17 protein-coding genes are annotated in these 18,123 nt (G+C 71.8%); 4 read left to right on the top strand and 13 right to left on the bottom strand.

Annotated elements, in window-relative coordinates:
• Positions 1-2: 2 nt before the first annotated feature.
• The 5 genes from ABZX11_RS39815 to ABZX11_RS39795 form a co-directional block, all read right to left on the bottom strand.
• Positions 3-617, bottom strand: coding sequence for a Pr6Pr family membrane protein (locus tag ABZX11_RS39815; RefSeq protein WP_176174948.1), 615 nt, complete (start codon positions 615-617; stop codon positions 3-5).
• A 443-nt stretch (positions 618-1,060) separates the two neighbouring features.
• The gene (locus ABZX11_RS39810; protein ID WP_354923406.1) at positions 1,061-2,353 is read right to left on the bottom strand and encodes a S53 family peptidase; all 1,293 of its coding nucleotides are present in this window, start codon (positions 2,351-2,353) and stop codon (positions 1,061-1,063) included.
• A gap of 137 nt (positions 2,354-2,490) precedes the next feature.
• Positions 2,491-4,023: an ATP-dependent DNA ligase gene (locus tag ABZX11_RS39805; RefSeq protein ID WP_354923404.1), complete on the bottom strand. Its 1,533-nt coding sequence runs from the start codon at positions 4,021-4,023 to the stop codon at positions 2,491-2,493.
• A gap of 140 nt (positions 4,024-4,163) precedes the next feature.
• A complete protein-coding gene (locus ABZX11_RS39800) occupies positions 4,164-5,027 on the bottom strand; it encodes a helix-turn-helix transcriptional regulator (RefSeq protein ID WP_354923401.1) in 864 nt (287 codons plus the stop codon).
• Positions 5,024-6,424: a class II fumarate hydratase gene (locus tag ABZX11_RS39795; protein ID WP_354923398.1), complete on the bottom strand. Its 1,401-nt coding sequence runs from the start codon at positions 6,422-6,424 to the stop codon at positions 5,024-5,026. The genes ABZX11_RS39800 and ABZX11_RS39795 overlap by 4 nt, the downstream gene beginning before the upstream one ends.
• Before the next feature lie 148 nt (positions 6,425-6,572).
• On the opposite strand from ABZX11_RS39795, the gene ABZX11_RS39790 reads away from it, so the two are divergent.
• From ABZX11_RS39790 to ABZX11_RS39780, 3 genes are read left to right on the top strand one after another with little or no spacing between them, the layout of a single operon-like run.
• Entirely contained in the window at positions 6,573-7,871 is a 1,299-nt protein-coding gene (locus ABZX11_RS39790) for a lipase family protein (RefSeq protein WP_354923395.1), read from the top strand.
• A 45-nt stretch (positions 7,872-7,916) separates the two neighbouring features.
• Complete coding sequence (locus ABZX11_RS39785) at positions 7,917-8,564, top strand: TetR/AcrR family transcriptional regulator (RefSeq protein WP_354923393.1); 648 nt, start codon at positions 7,917-7,919, stop codon at positions 8,562-8,564.
• A gap of 49 nt (positions 8,565-8,613) precedes the next feature.
• Positions 8,614-9,603, top strand: a complete 990-nt coding sequence (locus ABZX11_RS39780) for an NAD(P)/FAD-dependent oxidoreductase (RefSeq protein WP_354923390.1) — start codon at positions 8,614-8,616, stop codon at positions 9,601-9,603.
• Between the two features lies 1 nt (position 9,604).
• Here the strand turns inward: ABZX11_RS39780 and ABZX11_RS39775 are convergent, their stop codons facing one another.
• From ABZX11_RS39775 to ABZX11_RS39750, 6 genes are all read right to left on the bottom strand, one after another.
• A complete protein-coding gene (locus ABZX11_RS39775) occupies positions 9,605-10,357 on the bottom strand; it encodes a serine protease (RefSeq protein WP_354923387.1) in 753 nt (250 codons plus the stop codon).
• A gap of 8 nt (positions 10,358-10,365) precedes the next feature.
• Positions 10,366-11,418 carry a class II fructose-bisphosphatase gene (glpX, locus tag ABZX11_RS39770; protein ID WP_176174956.1) on the bottom strand — a complete coding sequence of 351 codons (1,053 nt, stop codon included), beginning with the start codon at positions 11,416-11,418 and terminating at the stop codon, positions 10,366-10,368.
• Between the two features lie 82 nt (positions 11,419-11,500).
• Positions 11,501-11,722, bottom strand: a complete 222-nt coding sequence (locus tag ABZX11_RS39765) for an exodeoxyribonuclease VII small subunit (protein ID WP_043786198.1) — start codon at positions 11,720-11,722, stop codon at positions 11,501-11,503.
• Positions 11,719-12,117 carry a hypothetical protein gene (locus tag ABZX11_RS39760; RefSeq protein WP_176174957.1) on the bottom strand — a complete coding sequence of 133 codons (399 nt, stop codon included), beginning with the start codon at positions 12,115-12,117 and terminating at the stop codon, positions 11,719-11,721. The genes ABZX11_RS39765 and ABZX11_RS39760 overlap by 4 nt, the downstream gene beginning before the upstream one ends.
• Positions 12,114-13,361 (bottom strand): exodeoxyribonuclease VII large subunit, encoded by a 1,248-nt coding sequence (gene xseA / locus ABZX11_RS39755; RefSeq protein WP_176174958.1) that lies wholly within the window; start codon positions 13,359-13,361, stop codon positions 12,114-12,116. Before xseA ends, ABZX11_RS39760 begins: the two co-directional genes overlap by 4 nt.
• Positions 13,358-14,086 (bottom strand): lipid droplet-associated protein, encoded by a 729-nt coding sequence (locus ABZX11_RS39750; RefSeq protein WP_354923382.1) that lies wholly within the window; start codon positions 14,084-14,086, stop codon positions 13,358-13,360. Before ABZX11_RS39750 ends, xseA begins: the two co-directional genes overlap by 4 nt.
• A 142-nt stretch (positions 14,087-14,228) precedes the next feature.
• Between ABZX11_RS39750 and ABZX11_RS39745 the strand changes: the two genes are divergently transcribed.
• Positions 14,229-15,224: a 4-hydroxy-3-methylbut-2-enyl diphosphate reductase gene (locus ABZX11_RS39745; protein WP_176174960.1), complete on the top strand. Its 996-nt coding sequence runs from the start codon at positions 14,229-14,231 to the stop codon at positions 15,222-15,224.
• Positions 15,225-15,594: 370 nt separating this feature from the next.
• Here the strand turns inward: ABZX11_RS39745 and ABZX11_RS39740 are convergent, their stop codons facing one another.
• Together ABZX11_RS39740 and ABZX11_RS39735 are read right to left on the bottom strand one after the other, a co-directional pair.
• Complete coding sequence (locus ABZX11_RS39740) at positions 15,595-16,485, bottom strand: DUF6542 domain-containing protein (protein WP_354923378.1); 891 nt, start codon at positions 16,483-16,485, stop codon at positions 15,595-15,597.
• A gap of 644 nt (positions 16,486-17,129) precedes the next feature.
• A complete protein-coding gene (locus ABZX11_RS39735; RefSeq protein ID WP_176174962.1) occupies positions 17,130-18,044 on the bottom strand; it encodes a DNA recombination protein RmuC in 915 nt (304 codons plus the stop codon).
• Positions 18,045-18,123 lie beyond the last annotated feature (79 nt).

Below are 18,123 nucleotides of genomic sequence, written 5' to 3'. Positions count from 1 at the left end.
GCTCAGGCGGCTTCGGCCGGCGTGAGCCGCCGGTCGTACAGGAATGCGCCGGCCGCGAGCGCGGTGAAGAACAGCCCGATGAACAGGCAGTTGAGCGTCACCTGGCCGTAGCCGATGGCACCCGCGTCGACGAACGGGTACGGGTAGAAGCCGGTCAGCGCGCCGCGCGGGAGCGTGAAGGCGAGCCAGGCGAGCGGGTACAGCAGCGACCACCAGACCGTGCGCCACGTGAGGGCGCCGCGCGGGCCGACCAGGAGCCAGCCGAGCACGAACAGGATCGGCGTCACCTTGTGCAGCACCGTGTCGGAGAACAGCGAGAGGCCGTGCAGCTCGTACAGGCCGGCCAGGGCGACCTGGTACACGATGCCCGTCACGACGATGCCGGCCAGCGCGTCGAGCCAGAGGACGGTGAACAGCCCGCCGCGGGCCCGGCCCAGCGCGACCAGCGCCGAGACGATCGTGACCAGCAGGTTCGAATCGATGGTGAAGAAGCAGAGCAGGTTCGCGACCTCGCCGCCGGGGGCGGTCGCGGTGGCGACGACCTGGGTGACGAGGCCGGTCAAGGCGACCACCGCGGTGACCGCGAACCAGGCGCGGGTGAGCTTCTCGCTGCGCATCACCGGAGCTTAGCTCCATTGTGGACCGATGGCTTCCGGTGCGCCCCGGCGACGTCCGCACCGGGGCGCTCGGTCATCAGGCGGTGAGCAGCGAGTCCCGGAGCGCGGTGAACGCTTCGTACTCCGCCTTCTGCTCGACCGGCAGCTGGTAGGCGGCGGCCAGGAGCTTCGTCACGGACGGGATGATGCTGAGCCGGAACGTCCGGCCGTCGGTCGTCTTGATCCTCGAGCGGGACGAGAACGAAATCGGTCTGCTCCGGTTTGAAGCCCGGCGCGAAGTTGGCGACGCTGGTGGTGCGGAAGACCAGGTAGTTCTTCTGCCTGATCTCCGCGGCGTACATCTTGGTGTAGCTGCTACCGGCGGCGACGGCACCGTCCAAACGTGAACACGGTCGGCGAGCCAAGGGGCCGGAGGTGACGGCCGCGTCACCTCCGGCCGCCGGTCAGCGGAGGGCCTTCACCAGAGCCGGGACGAAGACCGACGCGTCGACCGTGCCCCAGCCGCTGGCGATGTCGAAGCCCTTCGCCGCGGTGAAGCCGGTGACGCCGTCCTGGCTGTTGTCGCCTTCGGTGACGTCGACGATGCCCGCCTTCGTGCCCGCCGGGCCCAGCTTTTCGTAGAGCGCGGGGTTGATCTGGCCGAGCTTGCCGTGCTTGGCCTGCACGGCGAGCGCGAGCACGCCGGCGAACAGCGGCGCGGACTGCGACGTGCCCTGCACGCCTTCCATGCTGATGTCCGGGAACGAGCGCATCTTGCTGCCGTTGATCTTCTTGACGCCGTCCTGCCAGTTCGGCCGCGCGTAGGTCTTCGACAGCCCGGCGCCTTCGGCGAAGCCGTCGTCCTGGACGTTCACGAGGTCGTCCGGCTTGGTGCGGGCGCCCGTGGCGTCGAGGTGCAGCTGGGTGCCGCCGAGCGTGGTGACGCGCGGGTCGGACGCCGGCCAGCTCGCGACGCGGTACGGGTAGTTGCCCGGCCCGTAGAGGTAGCCGCCGGTCGGGCCGTCGTCACCGGAGGAGGCGACCATCGTGATGCCGGCCTTGCTCGCACGGTCCAGCGCCGGGTCGAGCGTCTTGATCGAGTCGAACGACGGGAAGTTCTCCTCGGTCGTGCCGAAGCTCATCGAGATGACGTCGACCAGCTTGTGCTCGGTCATGTAGTCGACCGCGTGCATCATCTCGGGCAGCCCGGTGAAGCCCTGCGTCTCGGCGACCGGCGTCGCCGCGACGACGATCTTCGCGTTGGGCGCCATGGCGTGCATCATCGTGACATCGAGGTCGGTTTCGCCGCCCCAGCCCTGGCAGGTGGCGGTGTCGACACCGGGCGCGGTGCACGACGGCACCGGCCCGGACGGCTGGATGACCTCCAGGTTCGCCGGCGGCAGGCCGTGGTTCTTCGAGTAGGTGTCGAGCACCTGCTTGACCTTGTCGTCGCCGAAGGACACCAGCGTCGCGACCGTGCTGCCCGCCCCGGTGATGCCGGCGTTCCACAGCTTCGTCGCGTTGTACGCGGTGCTCTCCTTCGGCAGCGACGCCATCGCCGCTTCCAGCTTGGCGACCCGCTTCTCCACCGTGTCGGCGCCGACGAACGACCGCGCGGCCGCCGAGAAGTGGTGCTTCGACGGCTGGTGCCCGGCGTCCGGCGTGTTCGGCACGGGCGTGGCTCCGGCCGGCCCGGCGAACGCCGTCACGAGCAGGGTCGTGCTCGCGAGCAGGCCCGCGGTGGCACGCAATCTCATGCTGTTTCTCCCCTGGCTGAAGGAATTCCGCCAGCCACTCTGGCGAGAAAGGGGAGCGGGCGACATCGACTTTCGTCTTTCCTTTTAGGCGGAAAGCACCGCCGACACGCGAGATGTCGTGATCCGAACTTTCGTCGTCAGTCTCCTTCCGAGCGATCGCCGTGCAGCAGGCCGCGGACCGTGTCGATCGTGTCGGCGTCCGCCGGGTCCTTGTCCGGGCGGTAGCGGACCACGCGGGCGAACCGCAGCGCCAGGCCGCCGGGGTAGCGGGTGCTCACCTGGGCGCTGTCCAGCTCGATCTCCACCACGACCTCCGGCCGGACGTACACCGTCCAGTCGTCGCGGTGGGTCTCGATCTCCTGGAACGTCCTCGTCTGCCACGCCAGCAGCTCGTCGGTCATGCCCTTGAACGTCTTGCCCACCATGATCGGCGGCCCGCCGTCCGGGTCGCGCGCGCCCAGGTGCAGGTTCGACAGCGTGCCGGTGCGCCGGCCGTGGCCCCACTCCGCGGCCAGCACCACCAGGTCGATCGTGTGCACCGGCTTGACCTTCAGCCACGCCCGCCCGCGCCGCCCGGCCGCGTACGGCGAGGCCAGGTCCTTGACCATCACCCCTTCGTGGCCGGCTTCCATCGCCGCGTCCAGGACCGCGGCGGCCCGGGAAGTGCCCACCTCGCCGGGGATCACGTGCGCCCCGGCGACCTTGCGCAGCGCCGCGTTGCGCTCCGACAGCGGCGCGTCCAGCAGGTCGACGCCGTCGAGGTGCAGGCAGTCGAAGAAGTACGGCCGCAGCAGCAGGGCCTTGACCTGTTCCTCGCGGGTGCTGCCGAACCGGCTCATGGTGTCCTGGAACGGCCGCGGCCGCCCGGCGTCGGTGAGGGCCAGCGTCTCGCCGTCGAGCACCACCGACTCGCACGGCAGCGCCCGCACGAGTTCCACCAGCTCCTGCACGCTCCCGGTGATCTCGCGCAGCGTCCGCGTCCAGACGTGCACCTCGTCGCCCTGGCGGTGCACCTGGATCCGCGCACCGTCCATTTTGTACTCGACGATCGCCTCGGCGTGCTCGGCGACGGCTTCGTCCAGCGACTCCGCCGGCGAAGCCAGCATCGGCTTGATCGGCGTGCCGAGGGTGAGCCGGAACTCCGCGAGCGCCGCCTGCCCGCCGGTGATCGCCGCGACCCCGGTGACCCCCAGCTTCCCGGACAGCATGAACGCCCGCCGCACGTCTTCGGCGGGCACCTCCGCCGCGGCCGCGATGGCGTCGACCATCACGCCCTCCAGCGCACCCTGCCGCAGCTCGCCGGTGACCAGCCGGAACATGAACTGCTGCTCCTCCGGCGTGAGCCGTTCGAACAGCGCCCGCAGCACCTCCTGCCGCCGGGTGTTCGAGCCGGTGCCCGCCGCGACCCCGGCCGCCGCGGTGAGCGCCGCGTCCACCTCGGTGACCGTCGCCTCCGGCGCCGCGACCGAGCCGGCGCCCAGCCCGGCCAGGGTGCGCCAGCCCGCACCCAGCCTGTCCTGCGCCGTCTGCCCGGTCAGGTACGCGATCACCACGGGCAGCTCACCGACCTCGGCGGCGCGCAGCACCGCGGCCAGGAGGGCGATCTTCGCCTTCCTGGACCTCGTCGCCGCCAGCTCGGCGGACGCACTGACCAACTCGCTCAGCAACACCCGGACATCATGACCCGGACCACCGACAATTTCTTGTCGGTCGGCTGTCCGGCCTGGTGCGGAGGGGGTCGAGCAGGCCGTCCTCGGTCACGGTGTACCCGATCGCGCCGGCACGGCGGCGACCTCGGCCCAGGCAGCGCTCAGCGGGCGCGGGGGTGCGACGGCAGAGTGTCCACCGGTCGGTCGTCGGCGGCGATCCAGCTGGCCAGCAGGCCGAGCGCGCGCTCGCTCGCCGACCCGGGTTCGGCGTGGTAGACCACCAGGCCCTGGTCCGGGTCGTCCGGCAGGCGCAGCGTCTCGTACCGCAGCCGCAGCTCGCCGACCACCGGGTTCGCGAACCGCTTCCACCCCTGGGCCTTCTCCCGCACCGCGTGTTCCGCCCACAGCGCGCGGAATTCGGCGCTGGCCGCCGAAAGCTCCTCGACCAGCCGGGCGAAGCCCGGGTCACCGGGGTGCCGTCCGCTCTCCGCCCGCAGGTTGGCGACGAGCTCGCGGCACACCGCGTCCCACTCGGGGTGCAGCTGTTTCGCGCGTTCGTCGGTGAAGACGAGCTTCGGCATGCTGCGCTCTTCGAGGTGCGCGAAGTCGAAGGCGACCGCGCCGCCGAGGGCGTTCCACGCCAGCACGTCCAGGTAGCGGCCGAAGACGAACGCGGGTGCCTGGATCGCGTCCAGCAGCTGCTGCAGCTCGGGCCGGACCCGCTGGGGCGCGGGTGCTTCACCGCGCTTCGACGCGGCGAGGTTGTGCAGGTAGGACTCCTCGCCCGGGTCGAGGTGCAGGGCACGGGCCAGCGCGTCGAGGATCGCCTCAGAGACGTTCTTCGCCCGGCCCTGCTCCAGCCGCGTGTAGTAGTCGACGCTGATCCCGGCCAGCTGCGCCAGTTCCTCCCGCCGCAGGCCCTTGACCCGCCGGTGGGTGACCCCCGGCGGCAGGCCGAGGTCGGCCGGGTCGAGGGCGGCGCGGCGGGCCTTCAGGAAGGCGCCCAGTCCGGCCGCGTCGCTCATCCCTTGCCGCCGCGGGCCATGCGCAGCACGTCGAGCGCCTCGTCGAGCTGCTCCTCGGTGAGCTTGCCGTCGCGCACGTACCCGCGCTCGATGACGACTTCGCGGATCGTCTTCAGCTCCTTCAACGCCTGCTTCGCGACCGCCGCGGCTTCTTCGTAGCCGATGTACTTGTTCAACGGCGTCACGATCGACGGCGAGCCCTCGGCGTAGGTCCGGGTGCGCTCACTGTTCACCGTGATGCCCGCGAACACCTTGTCCGCCAGCAGCCGGGAAACGGCGGCCAGCAGCCGCGCCGATTCGAGGACGTTCCTGGCGATCACCGGCAGGTTCACGTTGAGCTGGAAGTTGCCGGCGGCACCGGCGAACGCGACGGCCGCGTCGTTGCCGATCACCTGCGCGACCACCTGCAGGGTCGCCTCCGGGATCACCGGGTTCACCTTGCCCGGCATGATCGACGAGCCCGGCTGCAGGTCCGGCAGCGCCAGCTCGGCCAGTCCGGTGCGCGGGCCGGAGCCCAGCCAGCGCAGGTCGTTGGCGATCTTGTTGAGCGACACGGCGACCGTGCGCAGGTGCCCGGACGTCTCGACGACGCTGTCCTGCGTCGCCTGCGCCTCGAAGTGGTCGCGGGCCTCGGTCAGCGGCAGCCCGGTGACCGCGGCGAGCTCCGCGGCGACCGACTCGCCGAAGCCCTCGGGCGCGTTGAGGCCCGAGCCGACGGCCGTGCCGCCGATGGGCAGCTCGCCCAGCCGTGGCAGGCCCGACTTCAGCCGTTCGACACCGAAGCGGATCTGCGACGCCCAGGCGCCTGCCTCCTGGCCGAGCGTGATCGGGACGGCGTCCATCAGGTGCGTGCGGCCGGACTTCACGACGTCGGCCCACTCCGCGGCGCGGACCTCGATCGCGCCGGCCAGGTACTCCAGCGCCGGGATGACGTCCTTGGTGACGGCTTCGGTGGCGGCGACGTGGATGGTCGTCGGGAACGTGTCGTTCGACGACTGCGACGCGTTGACGTGGTCGTTCGGGTGCACGTCCCGGCCGAGGGCGCGCGAAGCCAGGGTGGCGATGACCTCGTTGGCGTTCATGTTCGACGACGTCCCGGACCCGGTCTGGAAGACGTCGATCGGGAAGTGCGCGTCGTGCGCCCCGGAGGCGACCTCGTCGGCGGCCGCCGCGATGGCGTCGGCGACGTCGGCGTCGAGCACGCCCAGCTTCAGGTTCACCCGCGCGGCGGCGGCCTTGAGCAGGCCGAGCGCGCGGATCTGGGCGCGCTCCAGGCCCCGGCCGGAGATGGGGAAGTTCTCCACGGCCCGCTGCGTCTGCGCGCGGTAGAGCGCGTCGGCGGGCACGCGGACCTCGCCCATCGTGTCGTGTTCGATCCGGTACTCCTGCTCAGCCATGTCACCGATTCTGGACCTGATCGGCGACCGGCGCGTGGTGGCGTTGCGCACCCCGCTCACCGGATGGTGTACGCACCTGTACACCACACCTACTCGCTGGTAGGTTACGGCGATCCGCGTGATCAGCTTCATGATTCAAAGGGGAGTCATGACCGTTCGCACCGCCGCGATCGCCGCCGCGCTCGCGCTGACCCTCGCCGCCGCTCCGGCCGTTCCGGCCGCCGCGTCCGCCGATTCCTTCTACTCCTACGACGGCAGCACGCCGCTGTCGTCGTACGCGCCGGGGACCGTCCTCAAGACCCGGACGCTGGCCTACCACGTCGTCGGGCTCGCGACGCCGGTGCAGGCCGTCCAGCTGCTCTACCGGACCTCCGACGCGCAGGGCCGCCCGGCCGCCAACGTCACCTCGGTCGTCCGCAGCATCACCGGCGACACCACGAAAGCCGTGTCGTACCAGTCGGCCTACGACTCGCTCGACCCCGCCGACGCGCCGTCGCGGGCCATCGCCGGGGACGTCACCCTCGGCGGACTCCTGCCCAACGGCGAGTCGCTGCTGCTCCTGCCGTCGCTGCTGCTGGGCTACAACGTCGTCGTGCCCGACACCGAAGGCCAGACCGCGGACTTCGCCGCCGGGCCGGAGTACGGCACGAACACCCTCGACTCGATCCGCGCGGTCACCAGCTCCGCCGCGACCGGGATGACCAAGGCCACGAAGTTCGGCCTCCTCGGCTACTCGGGCGGCGCGATCGCGACCGGCTGGGCGGCCGCGCTGGCGCCGAGCTACGCCCCCGACGTCAACGAGAACCTGGTCGGCTTCACCGAAGGTGGCGTCCTCGTCGATCCCGCGCACAACCTGAGGTACGTCGCCGGCAGCCCGGTCTGGTCCGGTGTCATCCCGATGGCGCTGATCGGCGTGGCCCGCAGCTACGACATCGACCTGCGCCCGTACGCGAGCGAGTACGGGCTGAAGGTGCTCGACGAGCTGGAGCACGCGTCGATCATCACCGCGCTCGGCCGGTACCCGGGACTGACCTGGCAGAAGATCGCCAAGCCGGAGTACGCGAACCCGAACTCGGTGCCGCCGTTCGTCGCCGCGGTGAACAAGGTCAACATCGGGTCCGCGCCGACCCCGTCGGTGCCCGGGTTCATCGCGCAGGGCAACGCCGGGTTCCTCGAAGGCACCACGAGCAACCTCCCGGGCATCGGCACCGGCGACGGCGTGATGGTGGCCGGCGACGTGCGGGCGCTGGCCCGGCAGTACTGCGCCACCGGCAACCGATCGATCAAGTACACGCAGTACGACGCGCTCAGCCACGTCGGCGGCGCGGCGGCGTGGGCGCCGGCGGCGATCGGCTGGCTGGCCGACCGGTTCGCCGGGAAGGCGGCGCCGTCGAGCTGCGGCCACATCCCGGCGGGCAACGCGCTCGACCCGGAACAGCCGGCCTGACCGCGGCCGTACCCGGCGGGACCACCCGCCGGGTACGGTGCCGCGATGCAGACGCGTCTCCCCAAAGGGCCGCACAGCCTCAGCCGGGAAGAGGTGGCGCGGGCCCAGCGCGCCCGGCTGGTCGAAGCGGTGCTGGCCAACGTGGGCGAGCGCGGGTACGCGGCCACCACGGTCGGCCACGTCACGGCGTCCGCGGGCGTGTCCCGCACGTCGTTCTACGAGCAGTTCAGCGGCAAACAGGCCGCGTTCCTGGCCGCCTACCGGTCGGTGACCGGCGAATTCCTCGAGCAGGGTGTGTCGGTCGCGGCCGAGGCGCCGAGCCCGCTCGACGCCGTCACCGCGTGCGGCGACTTCGTCGTCGGCTACGTGCGCCGCCGTCCCGTGGTGGCCCGCGCGGTCCTCCTGGAGATCTACGCCCTCGGCGACGCGGGCCTCGAAGCACGCGAAGAGATGCTGCGGGCGAGCGAAGCGGTGTTCGACCGGACGGCGGTGTGGCTGCGCACGACCGAGCCGGAGCTGCCCCTCCCGCCGCCGTTCACCGCCCGCACCGTGATCGCCGCGACGATCGAGCTGCTCACCCAGGCCATCTGGCTCGACACCGGCGACGCCTACGACCGCGCCCGTTCGGCCATCCGGCACACCTGGCTGCTCGGCCTCTACGGACACCGGAACATCCCCGCGCGATCCGGCTAGGATCGGCTGTGTTCTCGATCACCGCCATCCACCACTGGCTGGAGCGAGCATGACTGACGTTGCTGGGGATCCGTACGACCTCGTCATCATCGGTGCGGGCCCGACGGGCCTGTTCGCCGCCTACTACGCCGGGTTCCGCGGCCTTTCGATGGCGGTGGTCGACTCGCTGCCCGAGCCGGGCGGCCAGGTGACCGCGATGTACCCGGAGAAGATGATCTACGACGTCGGCGGGTTCGCCGAGGTCCGCGGCCGCGATCTGGTCGAAGGCCTGGTGAAGCAGGCCGCGCCGTTCAAGCCGAAGTACCTGCTGGGGCGCAAGGCCGAGAAGCTGGAGCCGGCCGCCGACGGCGTCGAGCTGACCCTCGACGGCGGCGAGACGCTGCGGGCCCGCGCGGTCCTGATCACCGCGGGCATCGGCGAGTTCACCCCGCGCCCGCTGCCGGCCGGCGACGGCTGGCTCGGCCGCGGCATGGTCCACTTCGTCCCCTCGCTGGCCGCGCACGCCGGGCAGCACGTCGTGGTCGTCGGCGGCGGCGACTCGGCGTTCGACTGGATCCTCGCCCTGCACCCGGTCGCGGCGAGCGTGACGCTGGTGCACCGGCGCGCGAAGTTCCGCGCCGCCGAGTCGATCGTCCGGCAGGCCCGCGAGCTGGGCACCCGGATCATCACCGACGCCGAGGTCACCCGGTTCGTCGAAGCGCCGGACGGCTCGCTCGAAGCCGTCGACGTCGCCGTCAAGGGCGGGGGCGACGAGCGGCTGCCGGCCAACGCCGTCGTCGCGGCGCTGGGGTTCACCGCCGACCTCGGCCCGATCGAGAGCTGGGGCCTGGAGATCCACCACCGCGCGATCGCCGTCGACTCGACCATGGCGACCGCGCGCGAACGCGTCTACGCCGCCGGCGACGTCGCCGCGTACCCGGGGAAGGTGAAGCTGATCGCGACCGGCTTCGGCGAGGCCGCGACGGCCGTCAACAACATCGCCGTGGCGCTCGACCCGGAAGCCCACCTGTTCCCGGGCCACTCGAGCAACGCCGAATAGGTCAGGCTTTCGTCTTCTCCGCGATCCACGGCGCGTAGGCGACGACGGAGGTGTAGATCGACGGCGCCGTCGCGCATTCCGGGTCGTTGTTGCCCGGGCGGCTGGTGACGCCGACGAGCTGCCACTGGTCGCCTTCGCGCACGATCTCGGGGCCGCCGGAGTCGCCGAAGCACGCACCGGACTTGCCCCCGGGGTTGTCGGTGCACAGCTCGGCCGTGCCATCGAACACTGACGTGCACTTCGTGCCTTCGACGATCCGGGTGTCGAGCTGCTGCAGTGCCGTGGGGACCGCACCGCAGTTGACCTTCGGGCACGTCTGGCCCCAGCCGAGGATGCGGGTGGCGGTGCCCGGCGACGCGGCCGCCGCGAGCCCGATCGGCGCCGCCGAAACCGGCTTGGGCAGCCGCAGCAGCGCGATGTCGCCCGCCGGGCTCTGGGTGTTGAACGCCGGGTTGACGATGATTTCGGCGGGCGGGGTGGCTTCGCCGCCCTGGCTCGAATCGTTGGACCCGGCCCGCAGCGAGATGTCGGCAGGCGCCTTGCCGTACGCGCAGTGCGCGGCCGTCACCACCCAGGTGGGCGCGATCAGCGCGCCCGCGCAGTAGAACTTGCCCGACGCGGTGTGCAGCGACACCGTGAACGGGTACGGCTGGTCCGCCGCGACGCCCCCGACGATCGCGGGGGCGGCCACGGCGGTGCCCGGGACCAGTGCGGCGAGGATCAGGGCCAGTACAGCCGTCAGTCGCCTGGTCACGGATCTCCTTACGGCAGCGGGGGTACGACGTCGTCGTCGGGCGCGTCCAGGTGGCCGTCGAAGTTGACCGAGGAGTACGCCCGCAGCTTGTTCAGCCGGTGGTAGCCGTCGATCATTCTGACGGTCCCGGACTTGGACCGCATCACGATGGACTGCGTCGTCGCCCCGCCCTCGCGGTAGTGGACGCCGCGCAGCAGGTCGCCGTCGGTGACGCCGGTGGCGCAGAAGAAGACGTTGTCGCCGCGGACGAGGTCGTCGTTGAGCAGGATCCGGTCGAGGTCGTGCCCGGCGGCGAGGGCCTTCTCACGCTCGGCGTCGTCCTTCGGCCACAGCCGGCCCTGCAGCTCGCCGCCGAGGCACTTCATGGCGCAGGCCGCGATGATGCCTTCGGGGGTGCCGCCGATGCCGATCAGCATGTCGACGCCGGTGGTCGGGCGGGCCGCGGCGATCGCGCCCGCGACGTCGCCGTCGGAGATGAACCGGATCCGCGCGCCGGCCTCGCGGACCTCCTTGATGATCTGCTCGTGGCGCGGGCGGTCGAGGATGCACACGGTGACGTCGCCGACGCTGCTGTTCTTCGCCTTGGCGACCCGGCGGATGTTCTCCGCGATCGGCGCGCCGAGCTCCACCTTGCCCGCGGCTTCCGGCCCGACGGCCAGCTTCTCCATGTAGAAGACCGCGGACGGGTCGAACATCGCGCCGCGCTCGGCGACCGCGAGCACCGCGAGGGCGTTCGGCATGCCCTTGGCCATCAGCGTGGTGCCGTCGACCGGGTCGACCGCGACGTCGCAGTCGGGGCCGTCGCCGTTGCCCACCTCTTCGCCGTTGAACAGCATGGGCGCTTCGTCCTTCTCGCCCTCGCCGATCACCACGACCCCGCGCATCGACACGGTCGAGACGAGCTGGCGCATCGCGTCGACGGCCGCGCCGTCCCCGCCGATCTTGTCGCCGCGGCCGACCCAGCGGCCGGCGGCCATGGCGGCGGCTTCGGTGACCCGGACCAGCTCCATCGCGAGGTTGCGGTCGGGCGCTTCACGACGACTCTCTGCGGCGGACATCATTGCCTCCCGGATCGTGGAACTGGCGGGTCAACAGTCTGTCAGATACCCGCGCTGATTCCAGATACCGTCGGCATGGCCTACCTCACTGCTCGGAGTCGTCCTCCACGGACGCGAGGGCGGCTTCGATGCGCTCGCGGGCGCCTTCGAGATGGCGCTCACAGACCTTCGCGAGCTTCTCGCCCTTCTCCCACAACGCGAGTGACTGCTCGAGGGAGAGCCCGCCGGCCTCCAGCTCGCGGACGACCTCGACCAGGCGGTCACGAGCCTGCTCGTAGCCGAGTTCCTCGCCGGTTGTTTCACTCACGCTCGGTGTTCTCCGACCTTCCGGGCCTGCACGCTGTTCGCGCACACTACCGCGCTGGCCATCGCGTGGTCGTAACCCACGAAGGCGAGAGCGAACTCCTGCCCGTCACCGTCCGCGATCGCCTCTTCGAGGTTCTCCTGCGCCCCGGCCACCCGCTTGCGGTGCCCGGCGCCCTCGGCGAACCACCAGCGCGAACCGACCTGCATCGACGTCGCTTCGGACAGCCGCCGCAGCTGGGGGCCCAGGTCGCGGCGGGCGGCGGTGCCGCAGCCGGCGAGCAGGGCCGTCCAGCACTCCGCGGCGGCGCGGTCGGTGCGCACCGCCTGGTCCAGCAGCGGGCGCGCGCCGAGTCTCCTCGCCGCGTCCACGGTGAGCGGGAGGAACGTCACCTTCACTCCTGCTCTCCTTCCGCCACCGCCTTGATCGCGCCGTCACCCACCCGCACGCGCAGCTGGGCACCGGCCTCGACTTCGGAGACGGAGCGGAGTACCTGGAGGTTGCCTTGCGGATCGACGAACTGCACGACCGCGTACCCGCGGGCCAGCGTCGCCGCCGGGCCGAGCGCGGTCAGCCGGGCCCGCGAGCTCGCCAGCTCGGCCTGGTCCTTGGCGAGCAGGGTCAGCATCGCGCGGCGCCCGCGTTCGCGGTGGACGTCGACGTCGTCCTGCCGCCGCTGGATCGGGCCCAGCGGGTCGGCCAGCGACGGGCGGCTGCGGATCTGGTTGAGCACCCGCGCCTGCGTGTCGACCCAGCCGTGCAGGGCGCGGCGCCCGCGGTCGCGCATCTGCCGGACGCGTTCGGTCTCTTCGCGCAGGTCAGGGACGATCCGCTTCCCGGCGTCGGTCGGCGTCGAGCACCGCAGGTCGGCGACGTAGTCGAGCAGCGGGGTGTCCGGCTCGTGCCCGATCGCGCTGACCACCGGCGTGCCCGCGGCCGACACCGCGCGGCACAGCGCCTCGTCGGAGAACGGCAGCAGGTCCTCGACGCTGCCGCCGCCGCGGGCGATGACGATGACGTCGATCTCCGGGTCGGCGTCGAAGATCCGCAGCGCGCGCATGACCTGCGGGACCGCCTGCGAGCCCTGCACGGCCGTGTTGAGCACCTTGATCCGGACGTGCGGCCACCGCCCCTGCGCGTTGGCCAGGACGTCCCGCTCGGCCGCCGACGCCCGGCCGGTGATCAGCCCGACGCCCTTCGGCAGGAAGGGGATCGGCCGCTTGCGCTGGGCCGAGAACAGGCCCTCGGCGGTCAGCAGCTTCTTGAGGCGTTCGATCCTGGCCAGCAGCTCGCCGATGCCGACGGCGCGGATCTGGTCGGCACGCAGGCTGATCGTGCCGCGGCCGAAGAAGTACGACGGCTTCGCGTGCACGACGACGCTCGCGCCCTCCCGCAGCGGCGGCTCCATCTCGCGGATCAGCCAGTTCGGGCAGGTCACGGACATCGAGACGTCCGCCGAAGGGTCGCGCAGGGTCAGGAACGCCGTCTGCGTGTTCGGGCGCGAGCTGACCTGGGTGACCTGGCCCTCGACCCAGACGGCGCCGAGCCGGTGGATCCAGTCGCCGATCTTGCGCGCGACGGTCCGGACCGGCCACGGCGCTTCCGCGGTGCTCGCGGGAGCCTGTGCGGACTCGGTGCTCACCGGTCTTCCGTGCCGTCTTCCTTGGACTGTTCCGCCTTGCGGGCGTTGGCGATCCGGCGGGACAGCATGCCGGTGAACGACGCACGGTCGGCGTGCGCGCGTTCGTAGTCGAGGATGGTCTCGAGCTGCTCGATCGACAGCTGCCGCAGCCGGGCGCGCAGCTGGGGGAGGGTGAGCTGGTCGTAGCCGGTCAGGCCGGCCGGCCCCTCGTAGCCCGCGGCGCTGGTCCTCGGCGTCTCGCTCTTGGTCTTCTTGTCGACCTTGGGCGTGCCCGGCTTCGGCGTCTTCGGCGGTTCGGCTTCGCTGTCGTTCTCGCCGTCGGCGTGGTCCTCGGCGAGCGCGCGTTCCTCCTCGGCCCAGGGATCGCCCAGCTCGGCTTCCAGTTCGGCCGCCGACGGCACGCGGCCGTTGATCTCCGACCGCGGTTCGGGCACTTCGGCGACCGTGGCGCCGTTCGGCCGGGCGGGCGGCACCTCGGGCTCGGCGTCCTCGTCGAACGTGGCCCAGCTCGGCGTGTCCTCGACCGGGCGCAGGCTCGACAGGGCGTTGTCGCCCTTGATCGCCAGCTCGGTGACGTGCTGCTGGACCCGCATGGAGGCCTGCAGCACCTGGCTGACCACGGTCACCGGGAGCCCGGCCAGCTGCCGGGGAAGTTCGCGAACCCGCTCGGCGGTGGAGACGGCGAGGCCCGCGGCGACCCGGAGGGGGAGCGGGAATGGCTTCATGGGTCCCAGCCTGCCGCATGAGCACCTTTCCTGCCCAACCGAATGCGCGCAGCGCGTGACCGGTCGCACAGCTCGGTAGGGGGACGAAGCTCACCCGAAAGGGACTTCGAGGCCGTCCCGGGGCTGCCCGTACCCTGGGGGCATGAGTGCAGCGAGTCCCGGAATCGAGCCCGCGGGTACCCCGACGATCACCGGAACCGCCTCCGGCAAGCGGGTGCTGCTCGCCAAACCCCGTGGTTACTGCGCGGGTGTCGACCGCGCGGTGATCGCCGTCGAGAAGGCCCTCGAGGTCTACGGCGCCCCGGTGTACGTCCGCAAGGAGATCGTCCACAACAAGCACGTGGTCGAGACGCTGCGTGAGCGCGGCGCGATCTTCGTCGACGAGACGTCCGAGGTGCCCGAGGGCGCGCTGGTGGTGTTCTCCGCGCACGGCGTCTCGCCGATGGTGCACGCGGAGGCGGCCGAGCGGAACCTGCGCACGATCGACGCGACCTGCCCCCTGGTGACGAAGGTGCACAAGGAGGTCAACCGGTTCGCGAAGGACGACTACGACATCCTGCTGATCGGCCACGAGGGCCACGAAGAGGTCGAGGGCACGGCCGGCGAGGCGCCGGACAAGGTCCAGCTGGTCGACACGGCCGAGGACGTCGACAAGGTCGAGGTGCGCGACCCGTCGAAGGTGATCTGGCTCTCCCAGACGACACTGTCGGTCGACGAGACGATGGAGCGCGTCGACCAGCTCCGCGACCGCTTCCCGAACCTGCTGGACCCGCCGAGCGACGACATCTGCTACGCGACGACGAACCGCCAGGTCGCGGTCAAGGCGATGGCCGCCGAGTGCGACCTGGTGCTGGTGGTCGGCTCGACGAACTCGTCCAACTCGAAGCGCCTGGTCGAGGTGGCGCTGAAGGCGGGCGCTCGCGCTTCGTACCTGGTCGACTTCGCGCACGAGGTCGACGAGGCGTGGCTGTCCGGCGTGACAACGGTGGGAGTGACGTCGGGTGCCTCGGTGCCGGACGAGCTGGTGATGGACCTGCTGGCCTGGCTGGCCGAGCGCGGCTACGGCGAAGTCAACGAGGTCACGACGGCCAACGAGAAGATCACGTTCGCGCCCCCGAAGGAACTCCGCAAGGTCTGACCACCAACCCGCGATGCCCGCCCAATCACGCGTGACGCCCCTCCAGTCACGCGTGATGCGCCCCTGATCACGCGAGATCCGCGTCCAATCACGCGAGAGCCGCTTTTGATCACGCGAGATCCGTCTCCGATCACGCGGGGACGCGCCTCGCTCCCGCGGGGTGCGCCGCTGACCACGTGTGATGCCTCTCGGGTCACGCGTGTGGCCCGTCCGATCACGTGTGATGCCTCTCGGGTCACGCGTGTGGCCCGTCCGATCACGTGTGATGCCTCTCGGGTCACGCGTGTGGCCCGCCCCATCACGCGCGATGCCTCTTGGATCACGCGTGATCCTCTTCGGCGCGCGAGTTGTGCTCGGCGCGCGCGTCGGGTCAGCGTTCTTCTTCGTCCCAGGGACGATTCCGGCGAGGCGGAGCGGCCCGGCCGCCGGACGGGCGGCGGGGCGGCGGGGTGTCCCGGCCGTCCTCGGGCGGGCGCGGACGTCGCCGCGGTGCGTCGCCGCGGGGCTCGCGCCGGCGGGGGTCGCCCTCCTCCGGGCGGGGGGTGCGCCGGGTGGCCGGTGGCGGCTTGCGCGTGCCACGGGTGCCCGGGTCGCGTTCGGCGGGCGCGCCGGCGCGCGGGGCGCGGCGTTCGCCGTCCGCGGGTGGGCGGGGACGTCGCGGCGGTTCGCCTTCGCGGCCGCGGCGTGCGCCGGGCGGGAGCGGGGTCTGGCCGGTGCGGTTCGAGCCGGCCGGCCGGGGACGGGCGGCGGCCGCGGGGCGCTTGTCGTCGTCCTCGGTCCTCTTGCCCGGCTTCTTCGGGGCGTCCGGGTCGCGCTCGCGGAAGATGCGGACGAAGCCGATCAGCAGCGTGATGCCGGTGGTGATGGCCATGGTCGGGAAGCCGTTGATCAGCGGGGTGCCGATGTTCAGCGCCTTCGACAGCATGTCGTCGCCCTGGGAGCCGGACGTCAGCAGGATCACGCCGGGCACGACGACGGCCAGCACCAGCGGCGGCATCACCATGGGCCCGAACAGGCCGCGGCGCTTCACCGCGCAGACCGCGATCACGGCCCCGGCGATGTAGCAGACGGTGAAGACGAGCGGGATGCTGCCCTGGCTGGGTTTGCCGAGGAGGGCACCGACGATCGCCAGGCCGAGGCCGACCAGGACCGCCGCCCACCAGGGCAGTCCCCGCCTCGAACCGACGACAGGACGCTCATCCCACGCAACGGGGACGTCGTCGGCATCTGGATCGCTCTGGCGATCGCGAATCGCGGTCACAGGGCAACACCGTATCTCGTGGTTGTGAAGATCTTGCCAGCACCGCCGCCGACGTGGGCCGACAGCCACCGGCGGACCCGATCCGGCGGCACGAGGGCAGAGCTGACCGGCGAGCCGGCGGCCCGCTCAGGCAAGGGTGCCTCGCCCAGGCCGACAGCGACAACTCCCGGCCTCGGCAAGCTCTCAGGTTCCCCCTCGGCAACCGCCCCCGCACCAAGCCCCAACGGCCCTGACGCGCGCCTTCGAACAAGAGTTACCCCTGGTCAGACCGCATCCGGCACCTGAACGGCCGGTTCGCGCACCCAGACAGTCGGCTCGCGTACCTGGAGGGTCGGTTGGAGCATCTGCGGGGTCGGCTCACCGGCCGACTCCCCGAGTACGCAGCCCGACCCTCCAGGCACGCAGCCCGACCATTCGGGTACGCAAGTCGACCCTCGAGGCACGCCGATCGCCCCTCGGGGCACGCCAGCCGACCATCCGGGTACGCGAGCCGACCTTCGGGGGATGCCAGCCGACCCTCGAGGCACGCCAGCCGACCGTCTGGGTACACGCTCGCCTCGCCCCGGGCTCGCGGCCGGCCGCCCGGCGGACCCGCCTCGAACCTCCGGCCACCCCAACCGGCCCCCGGCCCCGGCCCCAAGCGCTCAGCTCGCCGCCAGCTCGTCCCCCTTCCGCACCGTCGGCACCTCCGCCGGACTCCCCGACGCCTCCGACAACGGCGCCACCGTCGACCGGAACGTCTCCAACGCCTCCAGCTCCCGCCGCCGCGCCGAGAGGAACCGCTGCAGGTGCGTGCTCGACAAGTTCAACGCCTCCACCGCGCCACCCGCCGCCCGGTGGGCCGCCGCCGCTCCGGCCCGCACCTGCTCCACGTCCGCCTCCAGCGTCCGGTCGCTCGCCGCGAACAGGGCCGCCGAGGCCAGCACCCCGAACCCCGTCGGGCCGCACAGGAACACCCGGCGGTCGATCAGCCAGCGCAACAGCTCCGGGTCCGTGTCCATCGCCGCCACCACCGCCGCGTCCGAAGGCACGAACATGATCGTTCCGTAGATCGCGTCCGCCCAGCGCTGGTAGCCCTTGCCCGCCAGCTCGGCCGCCCGGGAGCGGATCTGCCGCACGTGCGCGCGCAACGCGTCCAGCCGCTCGTCCGGGTCGTCCGTCTCCACCGCCTCGGACCACGTTGCCATGCTCGCCTTCGCGTCCACCGGGACCGTGCGGCCGCCGCCGACGCGCAGCACCATGTCCGGCTTGGCCGAGCCACCTCCGCCCAAGTCCGTCTGCAGCGTGAAGTGCAGATCCTCCCGCAGGCCCAGCGCACGGGCCGTCTCGACCAGCACCTGCTCGCCCAGCTCGCCCCGGCCGCTGATCGAAGCGAACGCCACCTCGTACCGCCGCAGCGCCAGCTGCTGCTGGTCCGCCTTGGCCCGCTCGGCCGCCACCAGCCGGGCCGCCGCGTCCGCGCGGCGCATCCCGTCCTGGTACAGCCGCCACAACAGCGCGACGGCGAACAGCAGCAGGACCGCCAGCACGATCGCCGCCGTGGTCAGCACGGTCGCCACTTCGCCTCCTCCGACCGGAATCCGGACTTCGCTGCGCCCGGACTCCCGGGCTCGCGGACATCATGGCGGACCGCACCGA

This window comes from Amycolatopsis sp. NPDC004169 (assembly GCF_040610315.1).
Lineage (GTDB): Bacteria > Actinomycetota > Actinomycetes > Mycobacteriales > Pseudonocardiaceae > Amycolatopsis.
Note: the sequence above shows the minus strand (reverse complement) of the source record. Positions and strands in the feature narration are given on the sequence as shown.